General features: G+C 44.1%; 17 protein-coding genes and 1 tRNA gene. 10 read left to right on the top strand and 8 right to left on the bottom strand.

Features of this window, described 5'->3' with window-relative positions; translation table 11 throughout:
* Position 1: 1 nt before the first annotated feature.
* Both DFP75_RS06540 and DFP75_RS06535 read left to right on the top strand, forming a co-directional pair.
* A tRNA-Asp gene (locus tag DFP75_RS06540) sits at positions 2-78 on the top strand.
* A gap of 76 nt (positions 79-154) precedes the next feature.
* Positions 155-1,981: a SurA N-terminal domain-containing protein gene (locus DFP75_RS06535; RefSeq protein ID WP_110573481.1), complete on the top strand. Its 1,827-nt coding sequence runs from the start codon at positions 155-157 to the stop codon at positions 1,979-1,981.
* 111 nt (positions 1,982-2,092) lie between these two features.
* Here DFP75_RS06535 and DFP75_RS06530 read toward each other — a convergent pair whose 3' ends face one another.
* Genes DFP75_RS06530 through DFP75_RS06500 form a run of 7 tightly spaced genes read right to left on the bottom strand, consistent with a single transcriptional unit; the run spans position 2,093 to position 10,046 of the window.
* Positions 2,093-3,016 (bottom strand): Dyp-type peroxidase, encoded by a 924-nt coding sequence (locus DFP75_RS06530; RefSeq protein WP_110573479.1) that lies wholly within the window; start codon positions 3,014-3,016, stop codon positions 2,093-2,095.
* Between the two features lie 27 nt (positions 3,017-3,043).
* Entirely contained in the window at positions 3,044-4,864 is a 1,821-nt protein-coding gene (locus DFP75_RS06525; RefSeq protein ID WP_110573477.1) for a BatD family protein, read from the bottom strand.
* A complete protein-coding gene (locus DFP75_RS06520) occupies positions 4,858-6,594 on the bottom strand; it encodes a vWA domain-containing protein (protein WP_110573475.1) in 1,737 nt (578 codons plus the stop codon). The genes DFP75_RS06525 and DFP75_RS06520 overlap by 7 nt, the downstream gene beginning before the upstream one ends.
* Positions 6,591-7,619: a VWA domain-containing protein gene (locus tag DFP75_RS06515; protein ID WP_110573473.1), complete on the bottom strand. Its 1,029-nt coding sequence runs from the start codon at positions 7,617-7,619 to the stop codon at positions 6,591-6,593. Before DFP75_RS06515 ends, DFP75_RS06520 begins: the two co-directional genes overlap by 4 nt.
* Positions 7,612-8,115 carry a DUF4381 domain-containing protein gene (locus DFP75_RS06510; RefSeq protein WP_110573471.1) on the bottom strand — a complete coding sequence of 168 codons (504 nt, stop codon included), beginning with the start codon at positions 8,113-8,115 and terminating at the stop codon, positions 7,612-7,614. Before DFP75_RS06510 ends, DFP75_RS06515 begins: the two co-directional genes overlap by 8 nt.
* On the bottom strand, positions 8,115-9,026 hold the full coding sequence (locus DFP75_RS06505; protein ID WP_110573470.1) for a DUF58 domain-containing protein: 912 nt from the start codon (positions 9,024-9,026) through the stop codon (positions 8,115-8,117). The genes DFP75_RS06510 and DFP75_RS06505 overlap by 1 nt, the downstream gene beginning before the upstream one ends.
* 33 nt (positions 9,027-9,059) lie before the next feature.
* Positions 9,060-10,046: an AAA family ATPase gene (locus DFP75_RS06500; protein ID WP_342767503.1), complete on the bottom strand. Its 987-nt coding sequence runs from the start codon at positions 10,044-10,046 to the stop codon at positions 9,060-9,062.
* A gap of 111 nt (positions 10,047-10,157) precedes the next feature.
* Between DFP75_RS06500 and DFP75_RS06495 the strand changes: the two genes are divergently transcribed.
* From DFP75_RS06495 to DFP75_RS06460, 8 genes are all read left to right on the top strand, one after another.
* The gene (locus DFP75_RS06495) at positions 10,158-10,379 is read left to right on the top strand and encodes a DUF2835 family protein (RefSeq protein ID WP_110573465.1); all 222 of its coding nucleotides are present in this window, start codon (positions 10,158-10,160) and stop codon (positions 10,377-10,379) included.
* A 109-nt stretch (positions 10,380-10,488) separates the two neighbouring features.
* On the top strand, positions 10,489-11,529 hold the full coding sequence (locus DFP75_RS06490) for a quinone-dependent dihydroorotate dehydrogenase (protein WP_110573462.1): 1,041 nt from the start codon (positions 10,489-10,491) through the stop codon (positions 11,527-11,529).
* A gap of 118 nt (positions 11,530-11,647) precedes the next feature.
* Positions 11,648-13,813, top strand: a complete 2,166-nt coding sequence (rlmKL, locus tag DFP75_RS06485; RefSeq protein WP_110573460.1) for a bifunctional 23S rRNA (guanine(2069)-N(7))-methyltransferase RlmK/23S rRNA (guanine(2445)-N(2))-methyltransferase RlmL — start codon at positions 11,648-11,650, stop codon at positions 13,811-13,813.
* A gap of 112 nt (positions 13,814-13,925) precedes the next feature.
* Positions 13,926-14,786: a formyltetrahydrofolate deformylase gene (purU, locus tag DFP75_RS06480; protein ID WP_110573458.1), complete on the top strand. Its 861-nt coding sequence runs from the start codon at positions 13,926-13,928 to the stop codon at positions 14,784-14,786.
* Between the two features lie 252 nt (positions 14,787-15,038).
* A complete protein-coding gene (locus tag DFP75_RS06475) occupies positions 15,039-15,299 on the top strand; it encodes a formyltetrahydrofolate deformylase (protein ID WP_110573456.1) in 261 nt (86 codons plus the stop codon).
* A 1,025-nt stretch (positions 15,300-16,324) separates the two neighbouring features.
* The gene (locus tag DFP75_RS06470; RefSeq protein ID WP_110573454.1) at positions 16,325-16,864 is read left to right on the top strand and encodes a hypothetical protein; all 540 of its coding nucleotides are present in this window, start codon (positions 16,325-16,327) and stop codon (positions 16,862-16,864) included.
* A 377-nt stretch (positions 16,865-17,241) separates the two neighbouring features.
* Complete coding sequence (locus DFP75_RS06465) at positions 17,242-17,499, top strand: type II toxin-antitoxin system Phd/YefM family antitoxin (protein ID WP_110573452.1); 258 nt, start codon at positions 17,242-17,244, stop codon at positions 17,497-17,499.
* Between the two features lie 46 nt (positions 17,500-17,545).
* Positions 17,546-17,797, top strand: coding sequence for a type II toxin-antitoxin system RelE/ParE family toxin (locus tag DFP75_RS06460; protein WP_245927009.1), 252 nt, complete (start codon positions 17,546-17,548; stop codon positions 17,795-17,797).
* Positions 17,798-18,053: 256 nt separating this feature from the next.
* On the opposite strand, the gene DFP75_RS06450 is transcribed toward DFP75_RS06460, so the two are convergent.
* On the bottom strand, positions 18,054-18,935 hold the full coding sequence (locus DFP75_RS06450) for an SDR family oxidoreductase (protein ID WP_110573450.1): 882 nt from the start codon (positions 18,933-18,935) through the stop codon (positions 18,054-18,056).
* Positions 18,936-18,950 lie beyond the last annotated feature (15 nt).

Here is an 18,950-nt window from a genome sequence, read left to right as displayed (position 1 = left end):
TGGAGCAGTAGTTCAGTTGGTTAGAATACCTGCCTGTCACGCAGGGGGTCGCGGGTTCGAGTCCCGTCTGTTCCGCCATTAGACACAAAAGGTGTATTCCAAGCGGAATGCACCTTTTTTATTGGACATTTAATTCACTCATTTGGAGGCAGTAATGCTCCAGGATATCAGAGATAAGTCACAAGGAATTGTGGTAAAGATCATTGTTGGTTTTATCGTTGTGACTTTTGCTCTATTTGGCGTAGATGCCTTGGTTCAAAGTTTTGGTTCATCCGATAAAGTTGCAGAAGTTGATGGTGTTGATATCAGCCGAACGCAAATGCTGCAAGGTGCAGAAACACAACGCAGACAATTAATTTCGATGATGGGTGGGCAAATTAATCCAGCGTTGTTAGAAGACAACTTGCTGCAACGTCGAGCATTGGATGAGCTTATTCAGCGTGCTGTATTATCCAATCAAGCAAAAGAATTAGGCTTGGGTGTTTCTGATGCTCAAGTGAATGCGTATTTATTACAGGCTGAACAGTTTCAAACCAATGGCCAATTTGATGAAAATAAATACCTTAATTTCATTCGCTCACTTGGATTTACACCTCTAGCTTTTAAAGAGCGTATTAAACAAGATGTGCTTATTCAGCAGCCACGCAATGCGATTGCTGGGTCGGAGTTTGTTTTACCGTATCAAGTAGAAGGCGTTTCTAAGCTTCAATCTCAAACAAGATCGTATGATTACGTATCTTTTTCATTGGCTGATGAATCAGAAATCACTAGCGTGACGGATGAAGAACTAAAAGCCTATTACGATGAAAACAAAGACAGCTTTAAGACGCCAGAGCAGGTTAAGCTGAACTATGTTGTGATTTCTAGCTCAGATTTTTACAACAAAGTGAATGTTACTGATGCAGAACTTCAAGATGCTTACCAAGCTTCTATCTCAAGCCTGCCTAAAGAAGAAAGGTCTGCGTCACATATCTTGATCGATACATCAGAAAGATCAGACGAAGAGGCGCAAGCACTTATCGATGAAATTCAGGCTAAGTTAAAATCAGGCGCAAGCTTTGCGGATATGGCCGCAGAGTATTCTGATGATATCGGTTCGAAAAATGATGCTGGTAACTTAGGTTATGTTGAGCAAGGCACCATGGGTGATGAATTTGATAACGTCTTATTTTCTATGAAAAAAGGCGATGTTGAACAGGCTAAAACCCAGTATGGTTATCACCTAATAAAGTTGGATGATATTACCAAGCCAGATGTTCCAAGCTTTGCTTCTAAAAAAGCAGAGTTAGAAGAAAGCCTACGTCAAGATAAAGCCAGAGATGCATTGCTAACAGCGCATGAAGACATCACTGACTTGGCGTATGCCAGCGATAAATTGGATGCAATCTCCAAAGAGTATGGTGTTGATATTCTTCAGAGTGCGTACTTTGGTCGAGAAGGCGGTACTGATAAGATCACTAGTAATCCAGCAGTGATTGCTGCGGCGTACGATGTGACAGTCTTGGAAGATGGTCAAAATAGTAGTCTGATTGAGCTTAACGATGACCAAGTGGTTGTTGTGCACTTGAATGATCACAAGCCAGAATCCTTCCAAACGTACGATGAAACGAAAGAGCAGGTTGCTTCTATCGTTGTGCAGAAGAAGGCATTGGAATCGTTGAAGGCAAAAGCTGAAAAAGTGAAAGAATCTAATTCAGCGTCATGGACTTCTGTTGAAGCGGCTAAGCGCGGGCAAGACGAAATTACTTCGTTGGCTTTTGCATTGCCACACCCAGAAGCAAATGCCCCTGTTGAGAGTATCGAAAACCTATCTAACGGTGATTTGGTTTTGATTCGCTTAAATGAGGTTTCGGTTGGTGATTTGACACTTTCTGATGATCAGAAATTGGCTTACGAGCGCTACCTAAACCAAACTCAAGCGAGTTTGAATACGCAAGCTCAGCAAAATCTATTAAAGAATAATGCGGAAATCGAGCGTTAATCGTTCGATGTATTTCTTGCAATAGAATGATCGCAAACTAAAAAGCCACTTCAATTTGAAGTGGCTTTTTTATTGGGCGTTAGTTTTTGCGTAGTATCGATTAGCTGTACGCTATTTGTTGGCGCAAGATCTCAGCCAATCATTGGATGGGACGAAGAATGCTTGTCCTGTTGTTGCTTGGGTGTACTTCATTAAGTGGTCTGTGTTGCCGTTCTCGTCACCTTTCACCATGCTTTCTAACATCATGTTAAAAATAACAGGGGTTTTGCTGTAGCTGGCAAACATTAGGCCTTTTTCTGTTAAAGACGCAAAGGGCATGCTATGACGTAAAATTTCCAAAGAATTGCCGTTCTCATCTTTCAATGACGTACGTTTGGTGTGAGCGTGAACAGACTTTTCGGCTGAAGGGTATTCTTGGTTCGTATGTTTGGTACGTCCATAGATATCTTCTTGGGTTTTTAAGTCTTCTTGTTCCCATTTTTCTAGATCGTGAACAAAGCGCATCAGATTAAAATACGAACCTTGTTTAAAGCTAGGGTCTTCATCGCCAACGAGGGCGACGGCTTTACGCTGTTCACCCGCTGGGTTTTCTGTGCCATCTACAAAACCTGTTAAGTCTCGGTTATCCAGATATTTAAAGCAGCTGACTTCATCGACTAGAGTAACGCTTTTTCCAAACGCTTTAAAAAGAATGCTAGCCAATTGGTAAGTGACATCATGACGAGAAGAGCGAATATGCAGAACCAAGTCAACGTCCGTTGGTAGCAGTTCGATGTCTTTGCCTGTGATATGAGGAAAAGGTGCAAGAAACTTTGGTCGCTCAGTGTCTAATTCGTCCCATATTAAGCTGCTAAGGCCTACAGCGGCGTGAAGTTCAGCATCTGGGAATTGTGCTTGAAGCCCTTCAATCAGTTCAGGAGCGGCCGCTAGGGCGCTTTTAAGGCTGCTAATTTCGGATCTATTTGCATTCAGTGTAATAAAAAGAGCATCACTTGAAGCTTCGGCAACAATGCCGGATTGATATGGTGTCATCATGGTGGTCCTTTTAGGCAATAGCATTCATTAAAAATTGGGATAGAGTGTTTTTAGTTGACTGGCTTTAGAGGGCTTTTCTTGCCCGCTTGTAAATTCTTCTAAAGCATCTGCCAGTGGTTCACCTTGCCACTCGTGCGCCGGATTATTCGAATAAAGCATGATTTCAGCTTCCATCAGCAGTTGTGTAACTTGTACTGATGTTAGGCGTTTGATGTCATCTACGCTGCGTATTTCATCATCTCCCCAGCGGTGGCGAGCCCACTCTAATAGGCTTGGTCTTAACGATTGTAAGTTGTCTTGCTGGCAACAAGCGATTAATGCTTTATAAGCGCTTTCTTCGTTCACTGTGCTCAGAGGAGCAAACTCTTGCAGTGTCGGTACATCATGGTCTGTATTCACGTCTTGCTTTTTACGTTTTAGCCAAATGAACAGCCATGCGCCTAGCAAAAGAACAGTCAAAAACAGCAAGCCACTAATAAGGTAGTCACGCAGTGATTTACCCTCGCTTGATGGGGTTGGCAGCAAGTCGGGTTGCGCTTCTGTTTTGGTAGGCTCAACCGCCTTTTTAGCTAAAGAGATGGGCGCGACAGACCGACTTTGCGCAGGTAAAGGATCACTGATTGTTGGCTTGTTGCTTGTTGTTGCGCCATCGGACTGACCAGAACTGTTGGGAAGCGGGGCAATATCAATAGTGTCGGTTGAGGCACTCGCGACACTAATGGCTCTTTCGTCAGTGTTCCAGTAGGTAATGTTTATATCAGGCAGCGATAATTTCCCTTCCTCGGTTGGCACAACTTCAACTACGATTGTTTGATTCCCCGTCACGCCAGCTGCATTTTTTTGGTTGCTAAACTGAGGTGGTTTTGGATACAGCTTGTAGTTACGAGTGCTATTAAAATCCAGTGTTGGAATCTGCTCTGGTAGCGCCCCTTCGGCTTTGATATCAATTGTCCAAATTAATGTGTCACCCACGCGTGGCGCATCGTTTGTTTTATCCAAACTGGTCGATACCGTTACTTTTTTACTTGGTAGCCAAGCGTCACCCGTAAAGCTTGCTGGAATAGGAGTGACTTGAAGGTTAAGAGGCTCACTTTGCACCTTAATCATTCGTCGTCCTGTCGATGTATTTATCATCGCCTGAATAGTTTGTGGTGGAATAGTGAGTTGCCCGCTGCGTTGCGGAAAAGCTAAATATTCACGAGTAATAACCTGATATTGTGTGCCATTAACGGTTTGATAATCCACTTGATCATCAATCAGTCTTTCTAACACAAGGTCTGGATGTGATGGCACTGAGCGATTTGCATTTTGTAAGGCCACAGAAGTATAAAGTTTTACACTTAAAATGACTTCTTGCTGTAGGTAAGGCTCTACTTCAGACACTTCCGTTTTGATCATCACGGGCGGATTGCCATTGCCATCCAAAAGCTGAGGCGAACTTTTTACGGTCAAGCGAATGGGTTGAGATTCAAGGTCGCCTATTTTGATAGGAGGGATTTCAACCGTACCAACGGATTTTGGCATCAAGGTAATAACCCAAAAATTAAGGGCCGTACTCGTGCCTAAATTAAAGCTAAATTGACTGTTTTGGCTTTTACCTAAAATTTCGAAGTCGCGCTCTAATGGCGTTAGGTCAGGGCCGTTGCCTGTATCTGAGAAGTCAGCACGAAGAGTCAGTTGAACAACTTCGTTTTCATTGGCAACATTTTTATTAAGAGAAGCGGTAACGCTGGCGGCATGAAGTGAGCTTGATACTATAATAAAAAGCAAAGTTGTCATTAGTGAGACAAACAAGCGATGTGGCTTGTTTTGTGATATTAATGAAAGAAGGTATTGCTTCATTACCATGGGTTTTGCCCATCCTCTTGCGAAAATCTATTTTCATTGCGTTTTTCTTGGTGTAAATACCAGAGCTTACGCTGCAGTAGCAATCCTGGGTCGTCTTGGATCTGTCTTAGCCACTGGTTAAGTGCCTGCGTTTTTTCTTTATCTAGCTGAGCTTTTTCTGGCTCGCTTGGCTCTGGCTCGTCTGAGTTATCATTTTGCTTATTATCCTCAGGAGTTTTGGTGTTGTCTTGTTTTTCGTTATTTTTATCGTCTTTTTTTGCTTCTTGATCATCTTTTGAGTCATTTTGGTCACTAGAATCGGATTGCTTGTCCTGATTCTTGTCTTGGTTCTGTTGTTTAGACTTTTGTTGCTCTTTTTGTTGTTGGTCTTTCTTCTGCTGTTCTTGCTGCTGTTTCTTTAAATACTCAAGATTCTCTTTGGCGGCTTTTAACGATGGGTCTTGCTCTAGGGCTTTTTCATAAGCCTGTATGGCTTGGTCGGTTTCGCCGGATAATGCTAAAGCATTGCCTAGATTGTAATTATCTGCGGCATTTCTATTTAAGTTGTTCAGTTGTTTAACGGCTTCTGGGTAGTTTTCTAATGCGTACGACGAAGCGGCTTTCCATTCTGGCTGTTGAAAGTATTGATCAGCCGCTTGCCAATTACCTTGATCGACCGCTTGTTGGCCTTTTTGATCGGGGGTTAGAAACCAATCCAGTGGGTCTGCGTATGATTTGTCAGAAGGAAAGTACAGCACACTTAGCAGCAGCATAAAGAGCATGCCTTTTCTAAACTGGAAGGCCAGCCAAAGCAAAAAGGGCAGGGCAAACCAGTGGCCTTGCTCTATCCAATGAATGCTTTTGTTTTGCGCTTTCTGAGTCTGCTCATTGCTCAATGCGGTATCTGTTATGTCTTCTAACGACTGAGGTGTCAAACGTCCTTGGTAAAAGCGACCGCCAAGTGAGGTGGTTAACGCTTTTAAATCGTCGATCGGGGTCGTAGGCATGACATTCCGGCCATTTTTTCTCAGGATCTGCCCGTCTGGTAATTTAATGATGGAGGCGTTTTGGGTTCCGACGGCAATCAGGTCTAGTTGTATGTTTTTGCCCTTAAGTAACGCGGGAATAGTGTTCTGGTCTTGTTCGCTTAAGTCATCGGTTAACACAATAAGATGCACAGGTTCGGCACTATTTGGACTAAGCGATAAGGCAGATTCGATGCCACTGGTTAAGTTGCTGCCGTATACCGGCATAATAAGCGGATCTAATGCGAGTAAAAAATGGGTAATGGTCTCTCTGTCTTGGCTAAAAGGGCTAATGACAAAGCCTTCGCCCGCAAATGCGACTAAGGCTATTTCGCCTTCCTTGCTATTGTCTAATATGTCTCGAATGGTTTGCTTTAGTTGGGTTTGACGATTGGGTTTAAGGTCTGTGGCGTACATTGACATAGACTGGTCGACAACCAAGATCGTTTTTTGGGTGTTTTCAAACATGGTACTTGGGGCTTTGGTCCAACTAATGCCTGCTAGCCCGATCCAGCATAATGAAACGGCGGCTAATCCGAGCCATTTATTTATGTTGCTGGCCGTATTTTTGTAGACCAAATGTTGCATTAGACGTTGGTCAACCACCTTATTAAGAGTGCGGCTGTTGGCGCTTTTGGTCGTAACTAAGAACGCTATTAATAAGGTGATTGGTAATAAAATAAGCCATAAAGGGCGTTCAAAATGAATAATGTCAAAAAGTATCATACTTGATCTCCTCGATGAGGTGCGCTGCTACGGCGAGAAGATTTTTTAAATTGAAGTTGTTGGCTAGCAAGTAGCGACAACACTAAAAAGACGAGAGAGCCAAGACCTAACCAATGGAACAAACTGGTTAAGGGTCGTTGCCAAATATCTTCGGTAGGTGTGGGTTCTAGTGCGTCTAGCGTTTGATAAATGGCTTGTAAATCTTGCGTACTCTTGGCGCGGAAATATTCGCCTCCGGTTTGAGCGGCAATATTCTTTAGTAGTGTTTCGTCTAGATCGGTAGATGGGTTAATGGCTTTTGGGCCAAAGAAACTTTGTACGATCATGCTGTCTGCGCCAATCCCTATGGTGTGAACACGGACATTTTGCGACGCTGCAAATGCAGCGGCTTGTAGAGGTTGCACCCGTCCTGCCGTGTTTGCGCCATCGGTCATTAAAATCAGCACTTTTTTATCGGATGGTTTGTCTTCGAGCCTTTTAATGCTCAATCCAATCGCGTCGCCAATGGCCGTTTGTTCGCCGGCAAAGCCGATCTGAGCTTCTTGAACCAATTGGTTGATCGTCTTGGTATCAAAACTTAATGGCGCTTGAAGGTAGGCTTTTGAGCCAAATACAATGACCCCAATACGGTCGCCACGGCGCGCTTGGATAAAGTCGGATAAGACCGATTTGGCGGCCTCTAATCGGTTTGCAGGTTGGTCATTCAAAGCCATGTCACTGACTTGCATGCTGCCAGATAGATCCAGAGCTATCAGCAAATCACGACCCGACGGGGTTACTTTTGTCGGCTCACCCAGCCACACAGGTTGAGTGATTGCCAAGACCAATAAAATCCAAGATATGATCAAGCACAGGTAGCCAAGGCTAGGGCGTTTGCTGATGGCTTTGTTATCTTGATGATTAATAACGTGTTCGCTGTTTCCCCACCAAATACCATCTCCTTTTGGTTTGGCTTTGGGGAGAAAATACATAATAACAGGCAAGGGTAAAAGCAGGAGAAACCAAGGCCAAGACAATTCAAGCATGGTGCTTCCTTATCCAGTAACAAGTGTATTTAATCATGGTGCTGCGTTGTTCTTGGGTTAACTCAATTTGGTTTCTATAAGGGCCGTCAATAAACTCGCTGGCAAGTGAGGCAAACTGACGTTTTTTCGGCATAGAAGCATCCAATGAAGAAAACAGCGTGTGGCTTGGGAGGGCAGCGGTTTCGATTTTGCCTTCGCTTATTAAACAGCGTCGAACCATTTCATGGCAAAGTTCAATGCACTCTTTATCCGTCAGGTCGTTCGCGGTTTTGCGAATGTTCGATAAGGCTTCTCGTCGATAAGCTCGCTTTTGGTGGCGTCGATACCACAAAACGAGCAAGCCAATAATGACGAGAGCAATGGCCGCGACAACCAGCCAAGTCCACCAAGCTGGTGGCCACATAGGAATAGATTGAGGCAACATATACGCTTTGTTTGGTAAATCGATTGCCTGTGTTTGCGCTTGTGATTGTAAAGGAGTCAGTGCCGCAGACATCAGTGAAGCGCTCCTTGTGATAGTAAATAGCGGGCGATTTTCTCTGGTGATTCGGTGATATCAAATATTTGATGGCGAATACCAAAAGAGGCCAGCTTTTTGCGCATTAGCGTATTTTGGCTGAAAAAGTCCGCTTTGGCTTGCTGCATGCTTTTCTTGCTAATCGACACAGTTCTTATGCCTTTAGTGTCTGCCATTTGATATTGCCCAGAGGGTAAATTAAAGGCGTTGCTGTCGATGATTTGGATCCAGTGCACGGTATTATGTTCCGCCAGCTTCATTAGCGCACTTTCTTCGTCTTGATTCCAGCTTTGCTTATCCGTCAATATGATCACGTCTTTGTTGTGAGCTTTACTGGTCAGCAGTGAATTAGACCAAATGCTGGAAGCGCTGCTGCCCTTGGCTCTATTGTCAACAATCGAGGCCTCTTTAAGGGCGTTCAGCAATATTGGCAGAGTCCCTGATTTATTGCTGGCAAAGTCTTGGTTTCCATAAGCGATCCGATAAGACAAAGTGTCGCCTTGTTGTTTGGAACGCCATGCAATAATGCCAGCTAATTGGATAAAGCGAGTAGAGATAAAAGTATGACGCGTACCAAAATACGCGCTGCTGGATAGGTCCAATAACAAAAGTCGCTGGTGGTCATTTTCCTGTGCATACAAACGCGTATGCGCTTGGCCTGTTCGCGCGGTTACCCGCCAATCTATATGGCGTAAATCATCACTGGCTTGGTAGGCGCGAAGCTCAAGCATTTCCATGCCATGACCTTTTTGTCGTGAGCGACGCTCGCCATTATTCGTCGCAAAACGAATGGCTTTGGGGGCGCGTCCTAAATGTTTGGCATAATTCGCCAACAGAGCAAAATGGGCGTCATCTAGCTCTGGAGATTCAGGTGATAATAATGGGCTCATCGTACTGGCTGCCTTGTATTGCGATTCTTTAAACTACAGCGCTGGAACGTGGCTAATCAATCGCTTCAATAAATCATCAACGGATAAACCGGCGGCTTGTGCTTCGAACGTAGTAATAATGCGATGGCGCAACACGGGCAAAGCAATCTGACGAACATCATCAGGTGTAACAAAGTCTCTGCCATTTAATAAGGCATTGGCGCGAGCGCAACGATCTAGAGCCAAAGTACCACGTGGACTAGCACCAAATTCAATTAAGTTTGTGCCCTTGCCGGCGTCGCCTAAATACAGTTCTGGTTGTCTGGTCGCCATAACCAGCTGGACTATGTATTGTTCAACACTTTCTGACATATACAAAGACAAAGCTTTATGTTGAAGTTCCAGAATGTCGCTGGGCTGGCAAAGAGGCTGTGACTTGCTTGCCGAGGTTTTATGTAGGTCTTGTTGACGAACCAACCGCAGTACTTCCAATTCGCTAGCGGCACTTGGGTAACCTAGATTGATCTTCATCATAAAGCGGTCAAGTTGAGCCTCTGGCAAAGGATAAGTGCCTTCTTGCTCAATGGGGTTTTGGGTCGCAATAACAAAAAATAAAGACGAAAGCGGGTAGCTGTGATTCCCGACTGTGACTTGTCCTTCGCCCATGGCTTCGAGCAATGCCGATTGCACTTTGGCTGGCGCGCGGTTTATTTCGTCCGCAAGCACAATGTCGTTCATGATAGGGCCGGGGATAAAACTAAACTGACCTGTTTCTTGCTGATAAACATCAGACCCAGTGACATCGCCTGGTAAAAGGTCTGGTGTGAATTGAATGCGTTGAAAACGGCTGTTTATAGAGCTGGCCAATGCTTTGGCCGCTGTGGTTTTGGCTATGCCTGGAGGCCCTTCTAACAGCACATGGCCATTGGCGATTAAAGCGACAAGTAGTTCATGAGTTAAATCTGGTTGGCCGACAACGGCGTGATTTAGGTGATCTTTTAATTGCTCAATTACAGTTACCATTGAACCAAGGTTCCTTATACTTCTGTCAATAAAAGTGTCAACGCAATATAATAGTCTTCATCTTATCGGATTCAAATCTTTACGCACAGAGCGTTCTCTGTAAGGGTAACGTAAGTACAGGACGAAAAAATGGCAAAACTTGTATTAAATGTGGCTTTGCCCGCGTTTAAATATGAAGCTATGTACGCAGGTTCAGCAAAAAACTTAGTAGCAAACTGTCTAGATGGACGTAAAGTTCAGTTGCCATTGTCGGCTTTTCAGCGGTTCGTCACCCATGAAGGGATTTATGGTTTTTTTGAAGTAGAATTTGACGATAGAAATAAACTGATTGGCGTCACTAAAATTAGATAGCCTAAGATTAGACAGCGTAAAGTTAGATAGATCGAATTAGATAACATTATTAAATAGCAAAGCTCAGATAAAGTATGTACCTGACCTTAACTGCCAAGGAGCCCTAACAATGTACCAACTTGCTCGCTCGTTACTTTTTAAATTGGACCCAGAAGTGTCCCATGAATTGTCATTGGATCTTCTTGCAGCAAGCAGTCGATTGGGGTTGAACAGATTTCTAGGCGGTTTACCTGCGACTAAGCCTGTCGACGTTATGGGATTGCGCTTTCCTAACGCGGTTGGCTTGGCAGCAGGTTTAGACAAAAATGCCGACGCTTTCGAAGCCTTGGGCGCATTAGGTTTTGGTTTCGTGGAAGTCGGAACCGTGACGCCAAAAGGGCAAGCAGGTAATCCGAAACCGCGTTTGTTTCGTTTGCCAGAGCATGACGCCATTATTAACCGCATGGGGTTTAACAACAAAGGTGTTGATCACCTAGTTTCGCGTATTAAATCCCATCGTTACCCAGGGATATTGGGCGTCAATATTGGCAAGAATCTAACGACCTCAGTAGACGACGCCGCCGCCGATTATTTGACCTGTTTAGAAAACGTAATTCCATTCGCAGATTACATTACGGCGAACATCAGCTCACCCAATACTCCTGGCCTTCGTAGCCTGCAATTTGGTGAAAGTTTGGCTCAGCTTATTGCGCCTCTAATTGTTGCTCGCGACCGTTATGAAGCCGAACATGGTAAGCGTGTTCCATTAGCAGTGAAAATTGCCCCCGATATGACGGACGATGAAATTAAAATGGTGGCAGACACACTGGTTGAGCAGGGCGTTGATGGTATCATTGCCACCAATACCACCTTGTCTCGTGAAGCGGTGCAAGGTCATAGGTTTGAAAAAGAAGCGGGCGGTTTGAGCGGCGCGCCAGTACGTGATGCATCGACTCATGTAGTAAGAACCTTAACGGAACACCTGAAAGACACCTTGCCAGTGATTGGTGTAGGCGGTATTTCAAGTGGCGCAGACGCTGTTGAAAAGCTGCAAGCTGGGGCACGATTAGTACAAATTTACTCAGGCTTTATTTACCAAGGCCCAGAGTTAATCAAGGAAGCGATAGCAAGCACTGATGCTTATTACCGAGAGCTTGATCTGGGTATTTAATAATATCGAACTAAAAGCAAGGCGCGTATTACTGCGTTTCGTTGGATGGGCGGAATCTGATTCCGCCTTCTTTATGTGTCTTGCAACATTCATTGAAATTTAAAAAAGTATTTTATAAATGAGCACTATATTACAGACAACTGATTCAACAAGTCAGGTTTACGCATTAGAAATAACCTGCCCACTTGGGTTAGAAAATGTCTTGGAAAAAGAGTTGCATGGTGAAGGCCTAACGCAAACGCGATTGGGTGAAGCACAGGTTAAACTGACCACAGATTTAGAAGGCATGTACAAAGCGTGCTTGTGGTCTCGCGTAGCGACACGCGTCATGTTGCCGATTGCGAGTTTCAAAATGGAATCGGCTGATGACTTATACGATGGCGTGAAAGCGATTCAGTGGTCCGACCACATGAAAGCAACGAATACCATGGCAATCGACTGTCATGGCACCAATCACCATATTCGTAACACTCAATTTGGTGCTGTTCGTGCGAAAGACGCGATTGCCGATTATTTCGTCGCCTTAACCGGCGAACGTCCTAACGTCGAAAAAGAACAGCCAGAAGTGCGTATTGCTTTGCGTATTAAACGCGAAGTTGTAACGGTGAGTATCGACTTGTCTGGCGAAAGTATGCACCGCCGTGGATACCGCCAACATGGCGGCATGGCACCGCTGAAAGAAAACTTAGCCGCTGGTCTCTTGCTGCGTGCTGGCTGGGGAACAGATTGTGGTTTAACGCAATTGATCGACCCAATGTGTGGTTCAGGGACGTTTCTTGTAGAAGCGGCCTTGATGTCTTTAGACATCGCACCGGGTTTACGTCGTCAGTACTGGGGGTTCAAAGGCTGGAAGCAGCATGATCACCGTATGTGGCAACAGCTGATGGATTTCGCGAAGAATCGTAAAAAAGACCCAGCAACATTAGGTATTCGTTTCCAAGGCACAGATCGAGAGCAAAAAGCCATCGCGGCGGCCCGTGAAAACATTAAACGCGCAGGACTAACGGGTGTGATTGATGTCAGCATGACCCCGTTCCAAGAGCATGAGTTCGACATCCTGCCAGATGTACCGGGTCTTGTGATTACCAACCCACCTTACGGTGAGCGTATTGGTGATGAAATGGCGTTGATCGCCTTGTATCGCCAATTAGGGGAATGGGTTGTCTCGAATGTGCGTGGTTGGCAATTTATGATGTTGACCAGTAATGATCATTTAGCACGTCAAATACCTGTTCGACCAGAGAAAAGCACGCGCGTTATCAACGGTGGCATTGAATGTCGTGCTTATCGTTTTCCTTTGCTGGCTGGCAACATCAAAGAAGACGTGGTTGCGCAATCTGTGATGACCCCAGGCGCGCAAATGTTCGCTAACCGCCTGCAAAAGAACGCCAAGAAATTGAAGAAATGGGTCGAAAAAAACAAGATCCAGTGTTACCGCGTTTACGATGCAGACATGCCAGAATACGCGGTAGCAATTGATATTTATGGCGATTGGGCGCATGTGCAAGAATACCAAGCGCCAAAGAGTGTTGACCCTGAAAAAGCCAAACAGCGTTTGTTTGAAGTCATGTCCGCCATTCCAACCGCGCTCAATATTTCAGAAGCCAATGTGATTCTGAAACAGCGCCAAAGACAGACAGGCAAAGAGCAATACGAAAAATTCGATCAAACGAAACACGAAATGATTGTAGAAGAATACGGTTGTGAATTCATCGTTAATCTAAAAGATTATTTGGATACCGGCTTGTTCCTAGATCACCGCCCAGTGCGTAAACTGATTCAAGACAAAGCCAATGGCGTTCGTTTCTTAAACCTGTTCTGCTACACCGCGACGGCGTCGGTTCATGCTGGGCAAGGTGGTGCGCGCAGTTCATTGAGTGTCGACATGTCGAACACTTACACAGAATGGGCGCGTCGTAATATCGAATTGAATGAATTTTCAGATCGTGATCATCAGGTAGAGCGTGCAGACTGCATTGAATGGCTAAAACAAAGTCGCGATAAGTTTGACTTGATCTTCATGGATCCACCGACGTTTTCGAACTCGAAAAAAATGGCGGATGTGTTAGACATTCAGCGCGACCATGGCGAACTGGTTCGCTTAGCAATGGCAAGACTGGCAAGAGGTGGCGAGCTTATCTTCTCTAATAACTATCGTCGTTTTGTGTTGGACGAATCCTTAGAGCAAGAATACGATGTGAAAAACATCACTCGTGAAACACTGGACCCAGATTTTGATCGTAATGACAAGATCCACCAGTGTTACATTATTAAGAACAAGTAACTAAGAATAAGTAAGCGAATTAGGTATAATCCGCTGACGTTTTTTTAAGGCTAAACATCGTGTTTAGCCTTTTTTGACTTTTAAAGAGTTTTTAAGGTTTATAAGTTTTACTATGAGAAAGAAAACATTTCGACTTGTGATTAGTTGTCCCGACAGAGTGGGGATTGTAGCGGCGGTGAGTGAGTTTTTGAACGAACGCCAAGGCTCAATTATCGAAGCGAGTCACCATACAGATTTAGAGCAAAAATGGTTCTTCATGCGTCATGACATTGATGCAGAAAGCCTAAATATTGATGTTGACACCTTCCGCACAGAATTTGCGCCGATTGCCGAAAAATTCGACATGAGCTGGTATGTCAAAGACAGTGAAGATCGCCCTAAAGTAATCTTGTTGGCGACGAAAGAGTCTCACTGCCTGAACGACATCATGCATCGCTGGCACACAGGCGAATTGAATTGTGAAATCGTTGGTGTGATTGCCAACCATGAAGATCTTCGTTCTATGGTCGAATGGTACAAAATCCCTTACTACTGCATTCCTGTGCCGAAAGAAGACAAAATGCCAGCCTTCCAAGAAATTGAAGCTTGTATTGATCAGTCTGGTGCCGACACCATTGTATTGGCGCGCTACATGCAGATCTTCCCTGAATACCTGTGTGAGAAATACCGTTACAAGGTAATCAACATTCACCACAGCTTCTTGCCATCTTTCATTGGTGCTAAACCTTACCACCAAGCGGCTGTTCGTGGTGTGAAACTGATTGGTGCGACTTGTCATTATGTGACAGCTGACTTGGACGCTGGACCGATTATCGAGCAAGACGTGATTCGAGTTCGTCACAGCCACGCAGCAGAAGACATGGTTCGCCTTGGTAAAGACATCGAAAAACTCGTACTGTCACGTGGACTGCGTTACCACTTGGAAGACCGTGTTTTAGTGCATGGAAACAAAACCGTGGTGTTTGCTGAATAAAGTAACCACTGCAAGGTTTGTGAAAAGGGAAGGCTTTATGCCTTCCCTTTTTTTTGGCTTTCTGCGAACGTTTAACCGCGAAGTAGGCTAAAGGTAAAGATAACTAGAAAGGTTTCTTTTTTTATCATTTTGTAATCTTGGAGGTAGAAAATTACCCTTCCTGAAAAAAGTGTCTATAGTCTATAGTTAATATGAAAGATAAATGATCAACTGATTTACATTTAAGAGACGGCAGGCAATGTGAGGTGAGCAATGAAACTCAAGTTAACGCCAACTCAAAACTTATGTGTTGGGTACCTAGAATCTGGTTTTAAATTGATCCAATTAGGTGAACAATATTATTTTATCAAAGGTGAGCGACGCCAGAAGGTATTGCCAAAAACGTTAGACGCACTCGTCAACCGCGGCGCACTGGCTCACACCGAGCAGGGCGATTACATGCTGAGTGACGAATTTGTCGAACATCGCAAACGAATGCGCGAAGCCAACGACCCAGATCAAACCCGTCATTGATCGTAGGTCTACGACTACCTTGGCCCCATTTTGTCTACTCAGGTAAATGGGGCTTTTTTTATACGCTAACCTTTCTTATTCCCTCCCCTTATGTCTTCCAAGGGGAGGGCTAGGGTGGGGTTATTCTCTTCTTTGGGTTCCATTCAAACGCTTTGTATCCCCAACCTTTCTTCCGCTCTTTAATTCAGGAAAAAGCTGAGCGGGTAACTTTTGCCAATCGATGCAAAAGTAACCAAAAAATCTTTTATCGGGCTATAGCCCAAACGTCTCATTCACTTTGTTTAAGGTAGCGTTTAGCAACACGATTTTTACCGTAAGGCATAGATTGTTTTTGCTGGTGGAGGGAAGGGTATTTTTAACTGACCCTGAAACTCCATAAAGTCGCGCAACTTCGTCGCGTCGAACTGATAGCATTGCTAATGCTGGTTTTCGTAGGGCGGATGAGGGAGGTACGACCGTGATCCGCCGTTGAAAGCGAAGCTTTCATTTTCTATGGTAGGTCACACCTTTAGGCCGACATCTTAATAATTCCCCTTATGTCCTCCAAGGTGAGGGCGACTGTGTATTTATTTCTTTCTTTCGCTTATCCCTAACTATATCTGCTTAATTGCCTGTACGTTAGAAACACACAATATTTTTATGGTTTTCGTTTTTAGCTTCTTGTATTGTGTAAAGAAAGGTCAGGGAAGACAGGCTGATAACTCAAATCTAATGAACACGTCTTTCTCCTTCACCTGATCTAGATTAAATTTTAAATACTCGTTTTTGTTTAGTTAAAAACACGAATGACAAGATAACCAAAAGCATGACTTGGACATTCTGGGACTAACATCGTTTCGCTGAGAGGCGAAAATGATTGGCGTTAAGTCAGCGCTGTTTATTTGCAGTAATAGCATCAGGGATAAAAGCATTAATTGCTTTACTAAAAATCCGAATAGATGGCTGCAAAACTGTTCTTGTTAGATCTTGATTTTGCTTGCAAAAAACGGGGTGTCTATAGATGTTAATTCCCCATGGAAGGTTATATGCAGGATTCGATAAAAGAAGTAAAAGACTCGATCAAATACCATCAAAAAAGGGTTGGCCAAATCAATTGGGCTATGTGGCTATTGATTATGCTTGCTGCAATTTTATTTCTATTTATCTACTCAATGCTTGATACGCAAGTCAAACACCTTGCTGACATAATGAAGTACGCTGCAAGTGCTGGAATTAAAACGATGGACTCCGCCCCAACCTCAATGTCGTCTCCTGCCAATAGCAGCAACTTAGGGTTTATGGTCATTGCTATGTGCGTCGCGCGGCTTCTCGTTTATTTTGGACAGTTAAGATTTCACTTGAAAGAAATTTCTTTGCATCAGCAAATTCTAATATCACTGACTAAAATTCGTGCTGCCCAAAATTCAGATTTGCCGGAGACTGTTAGAGGCACTCTATTGAGAAGTGCAACTGTAACAGAATCCAGTGAAAACCCCGCTCTTCATATACCGTCTGAGGCTATAGCTAAAATTAGCGAGGCCGTTACGGACAGGCTAAGCCGACTAATTGCGGGTAAGGGTAATTAACAAACGCATAAACTCGCTCGCAGGCTCGCAGGCTCGCTGGGACAATAGCACGTAGGCTCAGTCGCTTAGCTCCAATTTTAGCCCACGTGTCACTGTCCCTTATGAGGCTGTCGTTAGCCCTACGAGCATAAACATTACTTTTTATAAGCCTGTCTTATCAAGGCGTTCACTTTTAAATATCACATTGCAAATGCTTAACGAGGCTGGTCCCGTCAGATCACGCCTCGTTCCTCGTCTCATCTGACCTACATGATCGGTTGGGTGAATGTTTGCTACTTATTGAGACTAGAGGGAATATTCAGCTGGTGATGGCAGGTATCCGTTCTTTTTAAATTGGAGTGATACTGTAAAAATACATTTTCATCTGAGGTGTCGCTATGAGAACCGAAGTCGTTACTACGTTAAAGAGGCAGGCAACGAAGCTGCTTGCTGATTTGCGTGAGTCAAAAGAGCCTATTCTCATAACTGAGCATGGTCAGCCATCAGCCTATTTGCTTGATGTTGTTGATTACGAGTTGATGGTGCAACGGATGAAGATTTTGGAAGGTATTGCGAAGGGCGAGCAGGCCATCCGTGAAGGTCGAACAATGGATATGTCACAAGCCAAAGAGAAAATGAGTAAATGGCTCAAATAATTTGGACTGAGCCAGCACTGGATAATCTGAATGATATTGCGAGTATATTGCAGTTAGTAATCCGTACGCTGCGAAGCAATTAGTAGAAAATGTTTTCAGTAAGGTACAGAGACTCGAACAATTCCCTGACTCTGGCAGAATCCCTGAAGAAATTTCGACTCTAAATTATCGAGAAATTGCTGTGAATCCTTGTCGTGTTTTCTACAAAGTTGATAACGATTCAGTCTATATCCTTCATCTGTTGAGGCACGAAAGAGATTTACGCAAGTATTTACTGTCTACTACGGATGAAAACTAGAGGATTATCGCTATGCGTGATCATTATGATTTTTCAAATTCAGTCAAAAAACCTTACGCAAAAAAGCTTAAGAAGCAGGTCACGATAAGGCTTGATGAAGATGGAGTGGCATAAGCCATTTTTATACATCCTAAAAAAAGAGTCTGCAGCATGTTTAAATTCAGACACTCAGACTCTAATTTATCTCTCAAACACGACATTCACTTGATGTCGGTCTAGAAAGAGGCAAAGTATTGTTTGCCTCTGATGACGAATATTATACGTCAGCGCCACCTAGAACTTTGTCTAGTTGCATTTCTGTCAAAACACGGTCTTGGACAGGTTGTTTAGCTGCGTTAATTTCATCAACCCCCCAAACTAAGCCAACAGGTGTGCGTGTTGGGCGCTTACCAGCAGGCATGTCTGCTAGGGCTAAATAAGTATCTACTACCATTTGTGGATTAGGTGCTTGATCACTCTGCATAAATTTACCGAATTCTTCGAACATGGCGGTCGGGATGTGTGCCAATTCACCGTAGCTATCCAGTATTTCTGTACGTGATGGTTGTTGTCCTGATGCTGTTAGACCTGTTGGGAATGGGCCAGGTTGTACGATGGCGACATCGATACCAAATGGCGCTACTTCGTAGCGTAAACCTTGAAGGTAGCCTTCTAAAGCATGTTTGGTCGCGGCGTAGGTAGAAAAGTACGGTGCTGAAATTTGGCCAACCATGGATGAGGTGTTGATGATAAGGCCAGACTTGGCTTCACGCATCGCAGGTAAAACGGCCAGAATAGTACGCATAGCGCCATAGTAGTTGGTTTCCATTTGCTCGCGAGCTTGGTCAATACTAAATGCTTCTGTAATGCCAAGATACATCACGCCTGCATTGTTAAGTAAAATATCAATTTTGCCTGCTTTATCTAGTACGCTTGCAATGGCTGTTTTGACAGATTCGTCGTTAGTAACATCCATATCAACAACATGGACAGAGTCACTATAGGCTTCTAATTCGGATTTAACCCCAGCGTTTTTGCCTTCTGGGCCTCGCATGGTGGCGAACACTTGGTAGCCTTTATCGGCAAAATCTTTTACTGATTTTTGGCCAAATCCACTGCTGCTTCCAGTGATCACTATGCTTTTATTTATATCGCTCATTTTTCTTTCCTATTC

It is taken from the genome of Marinomonas alcarazii (assembly GCF_003208215.1).
Taxonomy (GTDB): Bacteria; Pseudomonadota; Gammaproteobacteria; order Pseudomonadales; family Marinomonadaceae; genus Marinomonas; species Marinomonas alcarazii.
This window is presented reverse-complemented; position numbering and strand designations above follow the sequence as displayed.